Genomic DNA, 18,888 nt, shown 5'->3' with positions numbered 1-18,888 from the left:
CCTCCCCTCCTCAGCATAAAATATATTGCAGGCATTATTATGTACTGTGTTTATTGATTAGAAATATATGGGAAGGAATTACAATGAGCAATTCCGCACTGCAAATAGACTTAAATGTTGTCACATCAATCGGAGCCGGATCAAATGTCCTTTTTGATTCAATTAAATATCTTTCAGGAAATATCAGCTATAATCCGTCAACTGGTACTGTTCTTATTCTTGATCCCTGAAGATATATCATCCATTGGTGGCTGGCGACGCAGTCATCACCGTCATTAAATGGGACTGCTTTCGCCATATCTTCATCACAGGGGGATTTTATAATAGGTAATTCTCCTATAAAAACAGGAGAAGTGTATGGGGTCGGAATTATTGAGGTCTCATCTGCACCTGTTACTTTTTCACTGGTAAATATTAATACATCAATTGTATACCTTTCTCAGCATGTTCCGTTAAGAGGAACTCTGGTTGTGGAAGAAGATGAAATAAATGAAGCCATTGGACCTACTGGGCCTATCGGTCCCGCCGGAATTAGTACTCTCATAGGTGGCACTGTAACGTATACTGGAGCTTCAGTTCCAGTAAATACCAGTACACCAATAACTTTTACCCAAAACACATTACAAGGCATTACTTTCGTCAATAATACCACCACATTAACCATTGTAACTGCTGGCTATTATTATTTTGATTGGCAAGTATCTACTGCTATAGGAATGACCCCTTCTAATACGTTCGGTCTCGTTATCAATAGTATTGTAACAAATACGCATACCATGACTTCAAACTCTACCGGAGGATTATGCGTAGAATCAGATATTATTAGCTTAAGCACAGGCGATACGATACAGCTTTATAACCTTTCCGCAGACAACAAAGCAATTGCTGCTACTACTGGAACGGTTGTTGCAAGACTTTCTCTTTATTGGATCAGCTCATAACCTTGCTATGGAATATAGGCAAAAGCTGAAAAGGATGAAACGTTCAATAAATTTGAATTAATCTTTTGGTTCTTTAGTAACATCACATCTAAGCAATCAAAGGAACAGGGCAGAGCGACGTGATAAAGCGTCGACTCTGCCCTGTTTTCTTTATGGGTTTTAGCTTGTTGAGCATGGATAGTTTCTCTTCAGTAGAAATGAACCTATGTGAAATAATAAAATGCTCAATATGCAGACAATCGTTTTTCCTTTCGTTCCTATGCCCATATGTGCATTTATTCAGTAAAAATCCTTCCCATAAAATTGGTGTATATCGACTTTTTTATAATAAACGATTGGCATAACGACTTTTAAATCTGCAAGGTCAGCATCCTTTGGATCTAAGACATAGAAAACATCATTGGTGTACAGCAGGCTTCAATCAGTATTAATATATCGTACGACGAGCATATAAATCAATATTTTAGAATCAACCAATTAAATTAATGTTTAGATCACTTTAAGCTTCCCTTAGTGTAAATATGTGTTTGTATACTGTGTTTACTATTAAAAAAATACTACTTATGCTTTTTCTCTTTTTTAATTAATTCAGGTTGAGTCGCAACCGGTCTTAGCACTGAGGAAGCTAAGGTAGCTGAAGGCTTTTTATCTGATTTCTTCGGTTTTTTTGTTTCCTTTTTAATACTTTTATCACCCATTTTATTTTCCATCCTTCCCTATTTAGTATCTATATTAATAAAAATCTGCCTGCACTTCACCGCTGGGGATTCTTTGCGTGAGACGTACATCTGCTCACTTCATTTGTTTTACTTCTTTGTAAGCAGTGTTACGGTTTCCACGTTCCTTGATTGGTCAATAAAAATGTTGCCCCTCTCTGGTATCCCCTTGGCGGCAGATTATGATAATATAAAGCGGTTTAATCCAAACTCATTTTTAATTCCTTCGAATTCCGGAAATTAAGATCCAAATTGTACATTTGTTTCAGTTCTATTTACAAGGATCTTCTTTGCCAAGTCCCTCACCCCTTTTCTAAAGCGGCTGCATGCTTCTCAACACCTTCTCCATCGGCTTGCCTTTTGCCAATTCGTCCACCAGCTTGTCTAACCAGCGTATCTTCTGCATAAGCGAGTCTTCGATTTCCTCGACACGAACTCCACAGATTACTCCGGTGATTTTGGAAGCGTTGGGATTGATTTGAGGGGCTTCGGCAAAGAAGGTCTCAAAGTCCACATCTCTATTAATTTGAAACTGCAATCCCTGTTCATCGTAGCCTGTCAGCCATTGGATGACGGTATCGACTTCCGCTTTCGTGCGTCCTTTACGCTCAACTTTTTGAATATACAGGGGGTAGACACCGGAAAATTTCATTTTGTATACACGTTCGTTATTCACTCTTCATCCCTCCACTTACTTCGGCGCGCCTTCATTGGTAAGGCGTTATACCTTCTCCATCAAACAGCATACTTCCGTATGCAGCACCTGGGGAAACATATCACATCCTCTGACCCTCGTCACTTCATACCCTCTCTCCGCCAAATACTTCATATCTCTTGCCAAGGTAGCCGAATCACAGCTCACATACACCACTTTCTTGGGCGCCATCTTCACAATGGTCTCCAGGCAAGCCTCATCACAGCCCTTTCTTGGAGGGTCCACAACGATCACGTCCGCATACACATGATTCTTCTCATACTGTTCCGGCAGGACCTCTTCTGCTTTCCCCACAAAGAACTCCACATTGTCCAGTCCATTTAATCTGGCATTCTCCCTTGCATCCTCAATGGCCTGGGGCACCATCTCCACCCCATACACCTTCTTTGCCTTTTGCGCCAGAAAAAGAGAAATTGTCCCGATGCCGCAGTAAAGATCCCAAACCGTTTCCCCGCCTGTCAGTCCTGCATACTCAAGTGCAGTTCCATAAAGCTTTTCCGTCTGCGCCGGATTTACCTGATAAAAAGACAGGGGAGAAATGCGGTATTTCACCTCTCCAATATAATCCGTAATATACCCCGGTCCATAAAGGTTTTCCACCCGGTCCCCCAGGATCACATTTGTCCTCTCCCTATTGATGTTAACGGAAATACTGGTTATACCCGGAATCTCCAGAAGGCTTTCCACCAATTCCTTGCTGTGAGGCAGGCTGGTGCCATTAATGACCTGACACACCATGATCTCCCCTGTCCGGAACCCCTTTCGGATCAGGGTATGGCGGATCAGCCCCCTGTGGGCGGCTTCCTCATAAGGCAGAAGGCGGTACCGCTCCATATGGGCCTTGATCCGCCTTAGAACCTCCCGGTTCTCCTCTACTCCCAGAAGACAGTCCTCACAGCCTATGATGGAATGGGTGCGCCCTGCATAAAATCCCGTAATAATATCCCCATCCTTATCCAGTCCCCATGGAAACTGCGCCTTATTCCTATATCTCCATGGCTCCTCCATTCCCATAATGGGCAGCATGGGAACTTCAGCAAAACCGCCGATCCTGGTGATATTGTTATAAATCTTCCGTTCCTTATACCGAAGCTGTTGCTCATAATCCATTGCCTGAAGCTGGCAGCCGCCGCATGGCCCGGCGACCGGACACTTCGGCTCTACACGGTTTAAAGACGGCTCTGTGATCCGCTCCAGCTTTGCAAACCCATAGGATTTCTTGGTCTTCATCGCCTTAGCCTGAACCTTATCTCCCATTACCGTATCCTTAATAAACCAGGTAAATCCATCTGTCTTGCCGATCCCTTCCCCGGTTTCGCTCATATCCTCAATCACTACATCTATTTTGTCATTCTTCTTCCACTCTGCCATCATAACCTCCTGTTAATACCTATCCACTCCCAGGCTTGCTACCACGTCCCGCCCGGAACATTTCCAGGACAAAACCTTCCAAAGACAAAGCCTTCTAAACAAAAACCTCTGAAACCAAAGCTTCTGAATCCAAAGCCTCCTAAACCAAAGCCCCTTAATCCAAAACCTCTTAATCCAAAGCCTCTTAATCCAAAGCCCCTTAATCCAAAGCCTCTTAATCCAAAGCCCCTTAATCCAAAACCCCTTAACCCAAAACCCCTTAATCCAAAGCCTCTTAATCCAAAGTCTTCCCACCCCTGTATCTTATACACATCTTGTACTTATTTTAACTTCTTTTTCCACAAGAAGCAAGAAAACCTTTTATGCAACCAAGAAAACCACGTACCTGCAAAACGGACTCCTGCCCAAAGCACAGCCGCTTCAGCAATCATACTACACTTACGTAAAGTGCTCATCCATACCGAAGTGCTTTTTATTCCATGGAACGTAATTTTCTATGATCAAAAAAAACGGGAGCAAGGCGACCTCGGTAAGACACGTTGTCTCCCTTCCTCACCCAGCTCCCGGAAATTTATCTGCCTTTTCCGTTGGCTTTTTCCATATGGATATTTTTCCCTTTGATCTTTACATCCTTCATGGCCTGTAATATGGCGTCAGCATTTTCTCTGGGCACCTCTACAAAGGTATATTTGTCATACATATCAATGCTTCCAACCATCTTCCCAGGCATGCCGGACTCTCCAGCAATGGCTCCCAGGATATCTCCCGGTTTCACGTTCTGGTTCTTTCCGATGTTAATGAACAGACGAGCCATATCTTCTCTGGAAGAGGACTCGTATCTTCCTCCCCGGCCGTTTCCGTTTCTGCTGCTGCTACTGTTACTGCGGCCACGGCTTCCACCGCCGTATAAATTATCCAGCTCATCAAGGGAACGAGGCTCTCTTGTATCAACGATATCCTCATTTTCCTCACCCATCACCAGTTTCAGCAATGCGGCTGCCAAATCAAGAGAGGTATAATCCTCTTCCAAAAGCTTCTTTTCAATGATGTTCACCGTCTTGCTTAAATCCGTATCTCCGATGGTGTCCGCCACACTTTCCAGAATCTTATCCACCTTAATGGCTGTGACATCATTTAAAGATGGGATAGCCTGGGGAACGATCTTGGTCTTGCAGTAGCGCTGAATGTCCCGAAGCTTGTAAACTTCTTTTCCCACTACAAAGCTGAAAGCAATTCCTTCACGGCCTGCACGGCCGGTACGGCCGATCCTGTGAACATAATATTCGTCATCCTGAGGAAGGTCATAATTGAATACGGCCTCTACGTCGTCTACGTCGATTCCACGGGCCGCTACATCGGTAGCCACAAGGATCTCTGTCTTACCGTTACGGAAGCTTCCCATGACCCTGTCACGCTGGATCTGCTTTAAATCTCCATGAAGACCTTCTGCAAAATATCCCCGTCCCTGAAGGGACTGCACCAGCTCGTCTACCTGCTTCTTAGTATTGCAGAAAACAACGGACAGCTTTGGGGCATACATGTCAAGGAGACGGCACATAACCTCCACCTTGCTCTTAGGCTTTACTTCATAATAATACTGGGTCACCTTTGGAACGGTCAGTTCCTTCTTTACCACCTTAACAGTCACCGGCTCCTGCTGGAACTTTCTGGCGATCTCCATAATGGCTGACGGCATGGTAGCGGAGAACATAACGGTCTGCCGATCTTCAGGAAGCTGGCTTAAAATGGTTTCCATATCCTCAAGGAATCCCATATTTAACATCTCATCAGCTTCATCCATGACTACCGTATGAACGTGGTCGAACTTCACGGTCTTTCTGCGCATATGATCCATAACACGTCCCGGAGTCCCGATGATGACCTGGGTGCCGTCTTTTAAGGAACGGATCTGCTTTACAATATCCTGTCCCCCGTAAATTGGAACAACCTTTACACCGTGCATATATTTTGCAAGTCTGCGGATTTCATCTGCCACCTGAATAGCAAGCTCTCTGGTAGGGCAGAGGGCAATCGCCTGAAGCTTTTTCACCTTAGGGTCAACTTTCTGCAACAGAGGGATACCAAAGGCGGCTGTTTTCCCTGTTCCTGTCTGAGCCTGGCCAATAATATCCCGGCCTTCTGCCTGGACCGGAATGGCCTGGGCCTGAATGGGAGACGCCTCTTCAAATCCCATATCCGCTACTGCCCGCAGAATTCTTTCATCTAACTGTAATTCATCAAATCTAACTGTTTCCATAAATGCTTGATCCTTTCTTACGGCCAACCGGGTTCCCATGTTGCCGTCGGCCTCGCACACAATTATCGCAAACAAAACGAGAGGTAGCAGGCACGTTTCAGACCTTCATCCTCTCGCTTCACACAAAAATATATTATAGCAGTTTTTTTTTTAAGTGTCAAGGGCCATGCTCTTGATTTTCCATGTTTTTTTTTATAAACAGTAAAATCCCCGGATTCCTTCTTCCTGTTTTTTTAACCAGCCATTTTTATTAAAGTATCATATATCAGCAATCCTTTCCCAACATCAGCAAAACAGGCCCCTTCAGCAAAAACCAGGGCTTCCACCCATGCTTCACTAAAAAGGCCTGTTTTTATAAAAAGCTTCCCATTCTGATTATTCTCCATATAGCTGGTGCACGACTTCCGCGATCAGCTTTGCGGTTCCCGTGACTCCAAGAAGGGAAGAGTCAATCATCAGATTCTTATGCTCCGGATCACCTGGAAGGTAACCGGCGTATTTCTTATGATAGGCATTTCTGGCCTTCTCTACGGACGCGATCATCCGCTTTGCCTCGCCCTCAGTCATACCAAGAGTGTTCACACAGTTTTCCAGCCTCTTTTCATAAGGTGCATATATGAAAATATTGATGTTGTGCTTTTCCTTTTCCAGTAAGTAATCCGAACATCTTCCTACCAGGATACAACTGGTCTTTCTTGCCAGATCCAGAATGATGCCTTTTTGCACATCAAAGATAATATCCTGAATATAAGCCTCGTCCGTTCCCAGGGGAAACATCCGGGGCAGAAAACTCTGCTTTGATTTTTCTTCCTCATCGCTGACCGTGGAGACAGGAAGGTTTAACTGCTTTGCAACCTCCTCCACAATATCACGGTCATAGAATTCCACCCCCAGCTCTCTGGACAGCTCCTTGGCGATAGAACGCCCCAGGCTTCCGAATTCACGGGTAATGGTAATTGTAAACTTTTCCATAGCAAGATATTCCTCCCTAACCGGTTACAATTGTTTTTTGATATCCCCTCACTGCACAGCTAAGGGCAAAGCAGATGGCAAAATAACAGAGCGCTTCAAATGCGAACAGCATAAGCATGCCTCTTGTATCATAAATACTTCCAAGGACAACGGAGCAGTTTCTCATAAACTCCGCTACATCCACCATTTTTAAGAAAGAAGTGTCCTTGATGATGGTGATCACCTGGCTGAGCAGGGCAGGAATGACCTTTTTATACGTCTGAGGAAGCACAATATAAATAAGAGTCTGTGGAAAGCTGAATCCCTGGGACTGGGCACCTTCAAACTGTCCCTTGGGAATGGAGTTTAAGCCTCCTCGGAATATTTCAGCCATGACCGCTGAGGTGAAAAGGGAAATCGCAAATACCGATACACCTACCTTATTCCCCTTCACGGTAAAATAGATCCAGAGTATCCACAAAAGATTGGGAGTACAGCGGAAAAATTCCGTATAGGCGGCCACGATCCCTCCCGCCCATTTCCATTTTCCTGAGGAATAGGTCCTGATAAGGGCCAGGATGGTTCCAAAAAACATGCTGATGATTGTGGCAAAAATGGCGATCATCACCGTCATTCTCAGCCCCTTCAGCATGAACATCACATTGGCCTGAGTAAATATCTGATGAAATAATTCTAACATGCTGCCTCCTCGTCTGCCTGAAGATCAAGCGTTTTTGCTACAGGCAGCCGCATGGATCTGATCTCCAAATAGCGGGCCAGCCTTGCCAGGGGGAAACAGATGATAAAGTACATAAGAGCACTGGTAAAATACGCCTGGGCAAAGTATCCCCTGTCAGCGCCCCAGGAATCCGTAAAGTACATAAGGTCCATACCGGCCACCATAGCCAGAATGGAGGTGTTCTTCACCAGATTCAGCGCCTGATTTGCAAGGGGCGGCATGATAATCTTTACAGTCTGCGGCAGGATGATATGATACATGGTTTCCAGATAGGAAAAGCCCTGAGACGAAGCTGCCTCGGACTGGCCTTTTGGTATGGCTTCAATTCCGGTCCTTATGACCTCTGATATATAGGCCCCATGATAAACGCCCACTCCGATCACTCCCAGAACGAACTTGGGAATCCGGAAGCCTGAACTGGAAAATATCATGGGCAGTACGGAATAATAGCACAGAACCTGCAAAGCCAGTGGCGTATTCTGTATGAATTCCACGTAAATTCGTGAAATTATCTGAAGCGGCTTAAATTTAGCCGTGGAAAACATACCAAATACCACTCCAAGGGCCAGCGCAACGGCCAGCCCCACCAGTGATATTTTAAGCGTCATAAGAAAGCCCGGTATATAATATTCGGGAAATGCCTGAAACAGGGCATTCCATCGTTTTGCATCAAAAAGACCTTTTATCATGTCATCTATCCTTTACATAAGGGTTTACTGCAGTCCCCATTGATCCTGAAGGGCCATAAGGGAACCGTCAGAAAGCATGGAAGTAATCTTTTCATCAACAAGAGCAGCAAGGCCGGCGTTCTCCTTTGCCGCTGCCACACCGTAATCCTGCTCTGCAAAGCGGTCCTCTAAGATCTGGTTTCCGTCATTTACATAGCCTGCTAAAATGGCACGGTCTACGGAGAAGCAGTCGATCTGCTTGGTTGCCAGTGCCTGAGCCAGTGCCGGATAACCGTCAAATTCCTGGAACTGAGGATTTACTTTTAAACCTTTTTCATCAACATATTTCTTAAAGCCATCCTTTGTTGTGGAGGATTGGGCTACACCGATGATCTTGCCGTCCAAATCTTCAATGGAGTTGATTCCGGAGGTTTTATTAACCAGAAGTCCTACCGCATCGGTATAATATGGAGTAGAGAAGTTATAAGTCTCTTTTCTTTCCGGTGTAATGGTAAAGGTAGCAATAACCAGATCAATCTCTCCGTTCTCTAAGAGAGGTCCTCTTGTCTTAGCGGTTACGCCCTGGAATTCCACCAGTTTCTTTTCCTTTGCTTCATCCACGGTGCAACCGAAGATGGAGCCGGCGATCTCATAAGCCAAGTCATCCTCAAAGCCTTCGTATTCTCCTGTTCCCGTATTCTGTAAACTGAACTTTGGAATATCAGCCTTGCAGCCAACCTTCAAAACTCCGCGGTCAATAATTTTCTGTACGTCTGCGGTCACTTTTCCGCCTGCTGCCTCTGTAGAGCCAGCCGCCGTGGTGCCTTCCTTAGCCGTTGTCTCTGCGGTCGCAGCCGTGGTAGTTTCCGGGGCCTTTGATCCACACGCAGTTAAGGATGCCACAGTTGCAAAAGCCAGGGCCAGTGATAACATTTTCTTCATCATAATTGGTTCCTCCTCATTTTATATTATATTAAACAACATCCTAATGAAGGATTTTGCTTAAAAACGCTTTGGTCCGTTCATGCTCCGGACATTCAAAAAAGTGTTCCGGTGTTCCCTCTTCCAGGATGTACCCTCCATCCATGAAGATCACCCGGTCTGCTACCTGACGGGCAAAGCCCATTTCATGAGTCACACAGATCATGGTGATATTTTCATGAGCCAGCTCTACCATAACATTTAAAACTTCCTGAACCATCTCGGGATCAAGGGCTGAAGTAGGCTCGTCAAAGAGGATCAGGGGCTGTTTGGTACATAACGCCCTTGCTATGGCTACCCTCTGCTGCTGTCCGCCGGAAAGCTGAATGGGATAATTACCCGCTTTTTCCATTAAACCAACCCGTTCCAGACATTTGATGGCATTTTTCTTTGCCTCTTCCTTGGGAACATGCTGCAGCTTGATGGGCGCAAGAGTCAGATTTTCTAAGACAGTGAGATGGGGATATAAATTAAACTGCTGAAAGACCATGGAGGAATATTTTTTTGCCATATCCAAATGGTTCTTTTTTGTCACTTCCGTACCTGCCACGGTTATCTTTCCGCTGGTGGGTTCCTCTAAGTAGTTGATGCAGCGGATAAAGGTGGACTTTCCTGAGCCGGAGGGTCCGATGATTACCAGCTTTTCGCCCTCCTTCACCGTCAGGCTAATATCCTTTAAAACCTCTAAATCTCCAAAGTTCTTTTTTAAGTTTTCAACTTTCACCATATCTGGCATAATTCCATCCCCTCTCTGTAAGCTTTTTCCGTAAATATGCAAAAAGACGCCTTAGAGTCTAAATTTCTTAAGCGTCTTTGCTTAGTCTTTTTAATTGTTGTTATTATAAAAAGTTTTATTTGAAAAGTCAAGGATTATTTTCTTTTCAGCCAATAAGCGGCAGGCAGGAGCAGGCCACAAAATGCCCGGGAGAAACCTCTTTCATCTCAGGCACCTTACTGCTGCACTCCTCCCTGGCATACATGCATCTGGTGTGGAAATGGCATCCGGACGGCACATGCATTGGGCTGGGAAGCTCTCCCTGAAGCATCAGGCGCTTTGACTTTGCAGAAAGCCCCGGGTCGGCCACCGGGATGGCGGAAAGCAGTGCCTTTGTATAAGGATGAAGGGGGTTTTCATACAACTCATCGCTGTCTGCGATTTCCACCAGTCTTCCCAGATACATAACTCCGATCCTGGTGGAAATGTGCCGCACCATGGATAGGTCATGGGCCACAAATAAGTAGGTCAGTCCCATTTCCTCCTGTAAATCCTCTAACATGTTCACCACCTGGGCCTGAATGGAAACGTCAAGGGCTGAAATAGGCTCGTCGCAAAGCAAAAATTCCGGTTCCACCGCCAATGCCCTGGCAATTCCGATCCTCTGGCGCTGGCCTCCTGAAAACTCATAGGCATACTTGTACATGTCATCCGGCTTCATTCCAACCTTTTTAAGCATTTCTTCGATCCTGCCATCCATCTCGCTGGCTGCCATGCCGGATACCGCGGCCATGGACTCCCCGATGATTTCCCGCACATTGTGGTGGGGATCCAGGGCAGAATAGGGATCCTGGAAAATGATCTGCATCTGCCGGTGGATGGGGAGCAATTTTTTCCCCTTCACCTCGGTAATATCCTGCCCCTTAAACTGGATAGACCCGCTGGTGGGATCGTACATACGGATTAAGGTTCTCCCTAAGGTAGATTTTCCGCAGCCGGATTCTCCTACCAGCCCAAAGGTCTCTCCCTTCCGGATGGTAAGATTCACGCCATCCACTGCCTTTACCTCCGCCTTCTTGCGGCCGAAAAAGTCCTTGGCAGGAAAATATTTACAGACCTCCCTGGCTTCCAGCAGAATTTCCTGGTTCCTGTTCTCCATATCACTCCACCTTCCTTTCCCTTGCGTCAAGCTCCTCTGCCGAAAAAATGCACATGGCTCTCTGGGTGTCTGAATATACCCGGTACTGGGGAATCTCCTTTTCGCATTGTTCACAGGCAAACTTACACCGCTCCGCAAAAGGGCACCCATCAGGCGGATCCACCAGAGACGGGGCCATTCCCGGAATAGGTTCCAGCCGCTTCCGGTCCCCTGCCTGGGGTTTGGGAACTGCCTGGAGAAGAGCCCTGGTATAGGGATGCTTTGGCCCATAAAAGATTTCTTCGGTCAGTCCTTCTTCCATCAAAAGGCCCCCGTACATGACCAGGATCCGGTGGCTTAAGCTTGCCACCACTCCCAGATCATGGGTAATGAGTATAATGCTCATTCCAGTCTCATCCTGCAGCTTTTTCAAAAGTTCCAGGATCTGGGCCTGAATGGTCACATCAAGAGCCGTGGTGGGCTCATCTGCAATGAGAAGCTTGGGCCGGCAGCAAAGGGCCATGGCGATCAATACCCTCTGCCTCATGCCTCCGGAAAATTCGTGGGGATACTGATTCAGCCTCTTTTCCGGCGACGGGATGCCCACCTGTTCCAAAACCGCGATTGCTTCCTTATGGGCAGACCGTTTGTCCATTCCTCTGTGGCGTTTCAGCACCTCCGTCAGATGAAAGCCAATGGTCCTCACCGGATTCAATGCCGTCATGGGATCCTGAAAGATCATGGCGATCTCTTTTCCCCGCATCCTTCTTAACTGTTCCGGAGTCATTTTAAGCATATCCTTATCCATAAACAAAATCTCATCCGCAGTGACCTCTGCATTCTCCGGCATCAGGCCCAGAATGGATTTCATCAGGACACTTTTTCCGCTGCCGGACTCTCCCACCACAGCCAGAATCTCCTGGTAGCCTGCGTGAAAGCTTACGCCCCGTACCGCCTTTACCGATTTTCCGTGGGTATGAAAGGTGGTATGGACATTTTGGGCAGACAGGATCTTATCATTGTTTTTCTTTATCTCTTCCAATTCCTGTTTCCTCCCTTTACTCTTTCTCGTCATTCATAATTTTCGGTTCCACGAAAACCCGAAGCAGGTTTCCCAGCTTATTAAAGGCAAAAATCGTGATTATGATCAGAAGGCCGGGGATCAGCGCCATGTAAAAGGTGTTCTGCATGGTTCCCTGGGCGTTCTGCAACAGGCTTCCCCAGGAAGACATGGGCTGCTGGATGCCAACTCCCAGGAAGCTTAAGGAAGACTCTGTCATAATCGCATTGGCCATGCTGGTGGTTGCCGACACGATGATGGTGGGAAATACGGAAGGTATGATATGGTGGATAATGATCTTCCAGGTTCCCACGCCGGAAAACTGGGCATAAAGGATGAATTCCCTTTCCTTAAGGGAAAGAGTCTCGGCCCGCACCAGCCTGGCGATTTCCATCCAGGTAAAAAATCCGATGACCAGTATAATGGATTTTAACCCTGGCTTTAAAAAGATGCTCACAACAGTGACCAGGATCATCCATGGGATGGAATGTAATATATCCACAATACGCATAAGGACCATGTCAACCATTCCGCCGCAGAAGCCGGAAACAGTGCCCACTGTCACTCCAATGGTAAGGCTGGTAAGCATGGCAAGAAATCCCACCAGCAAGGAAACCCGGCCTCCGTAGATGACTCTGGCAAAATAATCCCGGCCCACTTCATCGGTCCCGAACCAGTGTCCTGGAGAAGGAGGCTGTAAGCGGCTTGCAATATTGGTGGCATTGGGTTCCACAGGAAGGAAGGGCGCGATCACTGCAAACAGAACGATCAGGCCCAAAAGAATCAGGGAAATCACCGCCGCCTTATCATGTTTTAATGCCAGAAATACGCTGTCCACTCTGACAGATCTCTTCTTTGTGTTCTTTTCGTTTCTTTTCATCTTTTGTCACCCCATTTCCCTGATACGCGGATCCGTAATGCAGTAGAGAATATCCGACAGAAGGTTTCCAATGATTACAAGAGCCGAAGACAGAACCAGAATGATCATGACGATGGGATAATCCATACCCTGGATGGCTTTGATAAAGTAAGGCCCCACTCCCGGCCACCCGAATACGGTTTCCGTAATAATAGCCCCCGTTACAAGGAGCTGAAGAGCCATGCCCAGCCTCGTGATAATGGGAAGCAGCACGTTTTTACAGACATGCTTATACATGATCTCCCCTTTGGAAGCACCAAATGCCCGCTGGACCAGCACATAATCCTCTGAAAACTGGGTGACAGTGGAGGAGCGGACAAATTTTAAATTGGCGGGTAAAAAGGAAAAGGCAAGGGTAGTAAAAGGCATGATATAATGCTTTAAAAAATCCACCATGGAGGCTTCCTTTCCTACGGAATGCATGCCTACGATAGGCAGGAGCTTCAGCTTATAGCCCAGGATAAAAATCAAAAGCATGGAAAACCAGAAGTTGGGAACGGCAATCGCTACAGAAGAGATCCCGTCGATCACCTTATCCGCTGTTTTATTCTTATGGGAGCCTGCCAAAAGTCCCAGGATGATCGCCAGGATATATGCGGTTCCATAGGCCGGAAGCACCAGCTTTATAGTGTTTGGAATCCTCACCGCCAGATCTCCTGCAATGCTTTGCTTGGTCACGATGGAATATCCGAAATTCCCGTTCAGCATCCCGTTCAGCCAGCGGAAATACTGGATGAACAGGGGCTTGTCATACCCATATTTTGCCTTAATCAATTCAATTGTTTCCTGTGACATTTTTGGTGTTGTCATCGCATCAATGGCATCGTAAGGTGCAAAATGCATCAAAGAAAAACATAGAATTGTAATCAAAAGGATCATGGGTATGGCTGTCAATATCCGTCTTAATATATATTTTGCCATATGGTTTCTCCTTATATAAAGAAAGAGGTGTCTGCTGCAGGATTCCAGCAGCAGAACACCCTTCATTTTTCACAGCGGTCCTCAACCCGCCATTTCTGCAGCTTACACACCTGCTGTCTGCATTACTTCATTTGCAGCTTGGAAGTATCTTCAAAGGTATATACAGGAACCAGCTTTGCATCCTCAATTCCTGTCACGTTTTCAGATACTACCAGAAGGCGTTTATTGGAATACAGGGGATAGAAGCAAGCGGTATCCTGCAGCTTCTGCTGGATGGTTGAATATATTTCCATACGCTTTGCATCATCCGTTTCCTTCCGGCCCTGAGCAAAAAGTTCATTCATCTCAGGATAGTCGTAATGCATGTAATTGTATGGGGCACCTGTTTCAAATAAGCTTGAAAACGTATCAGGGTCAATGCCCATGATATAGCCGCCAAAGTACATATCATAGGAATTGTCGGCCTTCTTCATCTGCTGGCTGAGAGCGGTGGAATCCACGCCGGTTAAGTTCACCTTAATTCCTGCCTTCTGAAGCTGCTCCTGGATCATGATGGCAGAGGTAGACTGGAGGCTGTCGGAAGCGTTATAAGCAAGGGTCAATTCTGGATTTGTCACACCGGAAGCCGCAAGAAGCTCCTTGGATTTATCCAGGTTCTGTTCATATTTCTCTACATCTTCCGTAAAATACTGACTGTTGGGAGGCATGAAGCTCCATGGCAGGTCATAATATTGTGGTTCCAGAAGAGCTGCATCTGCAATGGCCTTTTTATCCAGAGCATAGAGAATCGCTTTCCTGAAGTTTTCATCCTTTACACGGCCTGCATTGATCATCATATATCCCACACGGCCTTCCTGGTATGGGTAAACCGTTAAATTGGCCGCTTCTAAATTCATCTGAGCCACCTGGGCCGGAGTTCCTATCCACGCGTTTACTTCCCCGCTCTGAATGGCTGTCATTGCCGTATTTTCATTTTCAATGATCCGGTATACGAAGTTGTCAACAGAAGGAGCGCCCAGGAAGTAATTCTCATTCTTTGTAAATTTCACATAAGAACCTGGGGAATATTCCGCCATTACATAAGGTCCTGTGCCTACTGGCTTGGTGTTCACGTCATTGTTTTCAAAGTTCTCCACATTTTCATAGACATGCTTTGGCATGATGAATATCTGGGAAAACATCTCTACTGCGGCAGAATTGACAAATGGCATGGTAAGGGAAACGGTATAATCGTCGATCTTTTCAATCTTTACCGCTCCTTCCGGGAATACAAGCTGAGAATATGCCCAGCCAGCGTTTTTCTCCTGTTCCATGGCCTCAAAGGTAAAGACTACGTCATCAGCGGTGAACTTCTCTCCATCCGACCATTTTACATCATCTCTTAAGTGCATGGTATAGGTCCGTTTGTCATCAGAGGTGTCTATGCTCTTTGCCAGGAAATAGTTGATTCCGTCTGCATTGTACATATACAGGGGGGAATAGATCATTTTGATTGTCATAAGGCCGAAACGGTCGCTTGTGGTGATTACGTTCACATTTGCTCCCGGATCACCTGCAATTGCATAGGTAAATGTGCTTTCTCCTCCTGCTTCCGTTTTTCCGGCTCCGTCACTTGATTCTCCGGCATCTGCGGAACTGGAATTGGCAGCCGTGGTATCCTTTACCACCGGGTCCTTTCCTCCGCAGGCGGTCAGACCACCAAGCACCATAACAGATGCCAGCAAGAAAGCCGCACTCTTCATAAAAATCTTTTTCATAAATTTCTCCTTTCATTTCTTCATTAAGAATAACCCATGGCGTATCCGGTTATCTGTCAGAAAAGTCAGATTAATTATAAACACATTTCCGGTATTTTTGCAACTGTTTTCGAATTCATATCCTACATTTCCCATAGGCTTTTAGTAAATCAAATACAAAAACTGTATGAACCCTTTTTACGGGAACATCGGCCTTACGGTATTAACCGCTGATGGATTCGATCCTTTTGTCATTTGACCACTTGATGATCAGGTCATTTTTCCCGTATCCGGCTGGAAAAAGAAGATCCAGTTCCACCTTAGCAGAATTTTTTGATTTCCCCACCTTAATATTTAAAACCTTGATCTTTTCCTCATTTAAGTTATCAAACAGCTCCGTTATAACGCTGTTATACTGGCTTGTGGTGATCTTTATGGTGCTCCGGTAGGGCTCCCTGGAAAGAAAGGGGACGTCATGAAGAAGGACCTGGGTTAAAATAAGAAAAAGTCCTGCCCCGCATCCTATATAGTAGGCGCCTGCGCCAATGGCCATTCCCACCCCTGCAGTTGCCCATATGCCTGCCGCAGTGGTCAGGCCGCTGACAGAATGGTTCTTAACAAAGATCACTCCTGCTCCCAGAAAACCGATCCCCGATACGATCTGGGAAGCGATCCTGGAAGCGTCAAAATTCGGTACATCCCGAAACCCATACTTGGAAACCACCATCATAAGAGCCGCTCCCATAGCCACAATGGCATGGGTCCTCATTCCCGCCCCTTTATAATGATTCTTCCGCTCATATCCGATCAGATACCCTAAAAATCCCGCCACAACAATTCTAAAAAACAATCCCGTCTGGTAGATAAGGTCATACCGTTCCCCAAGGCTGACCAGCATTTGCCAAGCCTGGCCCATGATTATTCCTCTTTTCTAAATATTAATCCATGTCTTATAAAATATGCTTCGGATTCATCATGTTTGCGTAAAAGGGCCTGCCGGGAATCTGCCCCTCCGGGCCGGCTTAATTCCTCTTCATGTTTTCAGAACAAAGACGCATTACGATAAAGGCCAGGAAAAGACAGAAGCGGCCGGTTTTATTCTAAATAAAACCGCACGCATTCCATCTCTTTCTGGCCTTTGGCAAGAGTGTATCTGATTATTTCACTTCCTTGATCCAGTTATATCTGGGGTCATCCGTCCGTGTTGTCCAGGGATTGCCCGGAAGATGGCGGATCATCCAGCAATAGTACATGGGAAATCCAGGTGCCGTTACCTGGGGGTGGGTCCTGCCGCCGGGAATGGCCGCACAGCTTCCATCCTTGATCTTAAAGACGTCTTCCCCAATAAAGCAGCCTCCAAAGCCCTCCGGCCGCTCAAAACGGTAATAATAGACCTCAGGCTGAGGATGATCATGAGGGGTGTAGCTGGACCAGCCTCCCTGGTGTGTGATGACTTCCCCGTTTACCATATTGGAGTAGGGGGCATTATTGTAGTCAAAGATGGTACGGACCGTCCGCTTCATCTTGTTTTCCCAAAGCCCTTCACCAAAAGTATCATTGGTGCAGTCCTCCGGCCTATAAAAAACGCTGTCAAATTCCTGATCATTTTTCGTAGACTGAACCAGAACCTGACTGTCTTCCTTCGCCAGCACGTTCACCAAAACGCCCCTTGAAACATGCAGGCAGTACGGCCCTTCTTCCATCAGGCTGCTTCGTTTTCCCCATTCCTTTCTGTCTTCCCAGGAAAACCGGATCTCCCCGGTAAGGAGAAGGACTGCCATCTCATCCGACCGGCTGGTAAAGGACCGCTCCTCTCCTGCCTTCATCTCATAAATGGCAATGTCCATCAACATATCATTTTCCCTATCCCCTGCTTTTGTCAGGGTCTTTACTCCTTTGAGATCAAATTCCGGATAACTGAATATTTCGCTCATGGCAGCTCCTTTCTCCTCCTGTCTCCTATCTCATGAACCTGCGGTTCCTGAGCAGCATTCACCGTTCGCGCCGATGAGCAAGCTCATCTTCGCTCTCTTGCGCTCATTACATCATGATTTCAGAAATCTTTACAGGCCGGTGCTCCTGCACGGACTTTTTGGCGGCGATCCCCATTAATACAGGCTTTAATCCGTCTTCCACACCAAGAGGGGTAGGAGTATCATTCTCAATGGCCTCAATGAAGCAGTTCACTTCCTTTGCAAAGGACTGCATGTAGCGCTCTAAGAAGAAATAAAGGGGTTTTTCACCTGTAACTCCATCAGCGGTGCTCAACACAGCGCTGGATTCGGTATCATTAGCGGTTGCTACCATGCCCTTGGAGCCAAATACTTCTGCCCTCTGGTCATAGCCGTAAGCGGCTTTTCTGGAATTATCAATGACTGCTATGGCGCCGTTCTCCATCTTCAAGGTGATGACAGCCGTATCCACATCTCCGGCTTCCCCAATGGCCGGATCCACTAAAACAGCGGACTGAACGTAAATTTCCTCTGCATCGCAGCCTGCTAAGTAGCGGACCATATCAAAATCATGGATGGTCATGTCTAAGAACATGCCGCCGGATACTGCTGCATATTCTGCGCTAGGCGGCTCCGGATCTCTGGAGGTCACCTTAATGATGTGAGGCTCGCCTACTTTTCCGGCTGCCACTGCATTTCTCACCGCTTCAAAGTTATGGTCAAAACGGCGGTTAAAGCCTACCTGATATTTCACCTTACTGCTCTTTAATGCTTCCATGACCTCTTTGATCTTTTCAATGTCATGATCAATGGGTTTTTCACAAAATACGTGCTTTCCCGCTTGAATGGCTTCAACGGAAATGGGGGAATGGGTGTTGGTAGATGAGCAGATCAGCACTGCGTCGATCTCCGGATCTGCTAAAATCTCCTTGTAATCCTTGGTGGTATTGGGAACTCCCATGCTTTTTGCCCATTTCTCTGTTTCCTCATTCATAAACGGATCGGCAATGGTTTTGATCTTTCCGTTCTTTACCAGGTTGCAGATGCTGGTAGTATGTACTTTTCCAATTCTTCCTGCTCCAATAATTCCTACTGTTACCATAATATC

20 protein-coding genes and 1 pseudogene are annotated in these 18,888 nt (G+C 46.3%); 2 read left to right on the top strand and 19 right to left on the bottom strand.

Annotation, left to right across the window (positions count from 1 at the left end; genetic code table 11):
- Window positions 1–230 (top strand): hypothetical protein (locus ACYVD3_RS03020; protein ID WP_460641026.1); only part of this gene is annotated, 230 nt, incomplete at its 5' end.
- 240 nt (window positions 231–470) lie between these two features.
- A complete protein-coding gene (locus tag ACYVD3_RS03015; protein WP_460641025.1) occupies window positions 471–941 on the top strand; it encodes a hypothetical protein in 471 nt (156 codons plus the stop codon).
- A 557-nt stretch (window positions 942–1,498) separates the two neighbouring features.
- Here the strand turns inward: ACYVD3_RS03015 and ACYVD3_RS03010 are convergent.
- The 19 genes and pseudogenes from ACYVD3_RS03010 to iolG form a co-directional block, all read right to left on the bottom strand.
- Window positions 1,499–1,639: a hypothetical protein gene (locus ACYVD3_RS03010; RefSeq protein ID WP_460641024.1), complete on the bottom strand. Its 141-nt coding sequence runs from the start codon at window positions 1,637–1,639 to the stop codon at window positions 1,499–1,501.
- A 201-nt stretch (window positions 1,640–1,840) separates the two neighbouring features.
- Window positions 1,841–1,923: pseudogene (locus ACYVD3_RS03005) on the bottom strand (KilA-N domain-containing protein); the annotation flags it as partial.
- A gap of 47 nt (window positions 1,924–1,970) precedes the next feature.
- Window positions 1,971–2,333 (bottom strand): DUF2200 domain-containing protein, encoded by a 363-nt coding sequence (locus ACYVD3_RS03000; RefSeq protein WP_460641023.1) that lies wholly within the window; start codon window positions 2,331–2,333, stop codon window positions 1,971–1,973.
- Between the two features lie 45 nt (window positions 2,334–2,378).
- On the bottom strand, window positions 2,379–3,743 hold the full coding sequence (gene rlmD / locus ACYVD3_RS02995) for a 23S rRNA (uracil(1939)-C(5))-methyltransferase RlmD (RefSeq protein WP_460641022.1): 1,365 nt from the start codon (window positions 3,741–3,743) through the stop codon (window positions 2,379–2,381).
- A gap of 38 nt (window positions 3,744–3,781) precedes the next feature.
- Window positions 3,782–4,054, bottom strand: a complete 273-nt coding sequence (locus tag ACYVD3_RS02990) for a hypothetical protein (protein WP_460641021.1) — start codon at window positions 4,052–4,054, stop codon at window positions 3,782–3,784.
- Between the two features lie 260 nt (window positions 4,055–4,314).
- Window positions 4,315–6,000: a DEAD/DEAH box helicase gene (locus ACYVD3_RS02985; protein WP_460641020.1), complete on the bottom strand. Its 1,686-nt coding sequence runs from the start codon at window positions 5,998–6,000 to the stop codon at window positions 4,315–4,317.
- A 375-nt stretch (window positions 6,001–6,375) separates the two neighbouring features.
- A complete protein-coding gene (locus ACYVD3_RS02980; protein ID WP_460641019.1) occupies window positions 6,376–6,972 on the bottom strand; it encodes a cytidylate kinase-like family protein in 597 nt (198 codons plus the stop codon).
- A 16-nt stretch (window positions 6,973–6,988) separates the two neighbouring features.
- Complete coding sequence (locus ACYVD3_RS02975; RefSeq protein WP_460641018.1) at window positions 6,989–7,651, bottom strand: amino acid ABC transporter permease; 663 nt, start codon at window positions 7,649–7,651, stop codon at window positions 6,989–6,991.
- Window positions 7,645–8,379 carry an amino acid ABC transporter permease gene (locus ACYVD3_RS02970; protein WP_460641017.1) on the bottom strand — a complete coding sequence of 245 codons (735 nt, stop codon included), beginning with the start codon at window positions 8,377–8,379 and terminating at the stop codon, window positions 7,645–7,647. The genes ACYVD3_RS02975 and ACYVD3_RS02970 overlap by 7 nt, the downstream gene beginning before the upstream one ends.
- Window positions 8,380–8,403: 24 nt before the next feature.
- A complete protein-coding gene (locus ACYVD3_RS02965) occupies window positions 8,404–9,303 on the bottom strand; it encodes a transporter substrate-binding domain-containing protein (protein WP_460641016.1) in 900 nt (299 codons plus the stop codon).
- A 40-nt stretch (window positions 9,304–9,343) separates the two neighbouring features.
- Window positions 9,344–10,075 carry an amino acid ABC transporter ATP-binding protein gene (locus ACYVD3_RS02960; RefSeq protein ID WP_460641015.1) on the bottom strand — a complete coding sequence of 244 codons (732 nt, stop codon included), beginning with the start codon at window positions 10,073–10,075 and terminating at the stop codon, window positions 9,344–9,346.
- Between the two features lie 145 nt (window positions 10,076–10,220).
- Window positions 10,221–11,213, bottom strand: coding sequence for an ABC transporter ATP-binding protein (locus tag ACYVD3_RS02955; RefSeq protein ID WP_460641014.1), 993 nt, complete (start codon window positions 11,211–11,213; stop codon window positions 10,221–10,223).
- Window position 11,214: 1 nt separating this feature from the next.
- The gene (locus ACYVD3_RS02950; RefSeq protein ID WP_460641013.1) at window positions 11,215–12,267 is read right to left on the bottom strand and encodes an ABC transporter ATP-binding protein; all 1,053 of its coding nucleotides are present in this window, start codon (window positions 12,265–12,267) and stop codon (window positions 11,215–11,217) included.
- On the bottom strand, window positions 12,251–13,132 hold the full coding sequence (locus tag ACYVD3_RS02945; protein ID WP_460641012.1) for an ABC transporter permease: 882 nt from the start codon (window positions 13,130–13,132) through the stop codon (window positions 12,251–12,253). Before ACYVD3_RS02945 ends, ACYVD3_RS02950 begins: the two co-directional genes overlap by 17 nt.
- 6 nt (window positions 13,133–13,138) lie before the next feature.
- The gene (locus tag ACYVD3_RS02940) at window positions 13,139–14,092 is read right to left on the bottom strand and encodes an ABC transporter permease (RefSeq protein ID WP_460641011.1); all 954 of its coding nucleotides are present in this window, start codon (window positions 14,090–14,092) and stop codon (window positions 13,139–13,141) included.
- A 122-nt stretch (window positions 14,093–14,214) separates the two neighbouring features.
- Window positions 14,215–15,849, bottom strand: a complete 1,635-nt coding sequence (locus tag ACYVD3_RS02935; RefSeq protein ID WP_460641010.1) for an ABC transporter substrate-binding protein — start codon at window positions 15,847–15,849, stop codon at window positions 14,215–14,217.
- Between the two features lie 202 nt (window positions 15,850–16,051).
- Complete coding sequence (locus ACYVD3_RS02930) at window positions 16,052–16,744, bottom strand: MgtC/SapB family protein (RefSeq protein WP_460641009.1); 693 nt, start codon at window positions 16,742–16,744, stop codon at window positions 16,052–16,054.
- A 241-nt stretch (window positions 16,745–16,985) separates the two neighbouring features.
- On the bottom strand, window positions 16,986–17,762 hold the full coding sequence (locus ACYVD3_RS02925; protein ID WP_460641008.1) for a 5-deoxy-glucuronate isomerase: 777 nt from the start codon (window positions 17,760–17,762) through the stop codon (window positions 16,986–16,988).
- Window positions 17,763–17,868: 106 nt separating this feature from the next.
- A complete protein-coding gene (iolG, locus tag ACYVD3_RS02920) occupies window positions 17,869–18,882 on the bottom strand; it encodes an inositol 2-dehydrogenase (protein WP_460641007.1) in 1,014 nt (337 codons plus the stop codon).
- Window positions 18,883–18,888 lie beyond the last annotated feature (6 nt).

This window comes from Lacrimispora brassicae (genome assembly GCF_054772055.1).
Note: the sequence above shows the minus strand (reverse complement) of the source record. Positions and strands in the feature narration are given on the sequence as shown.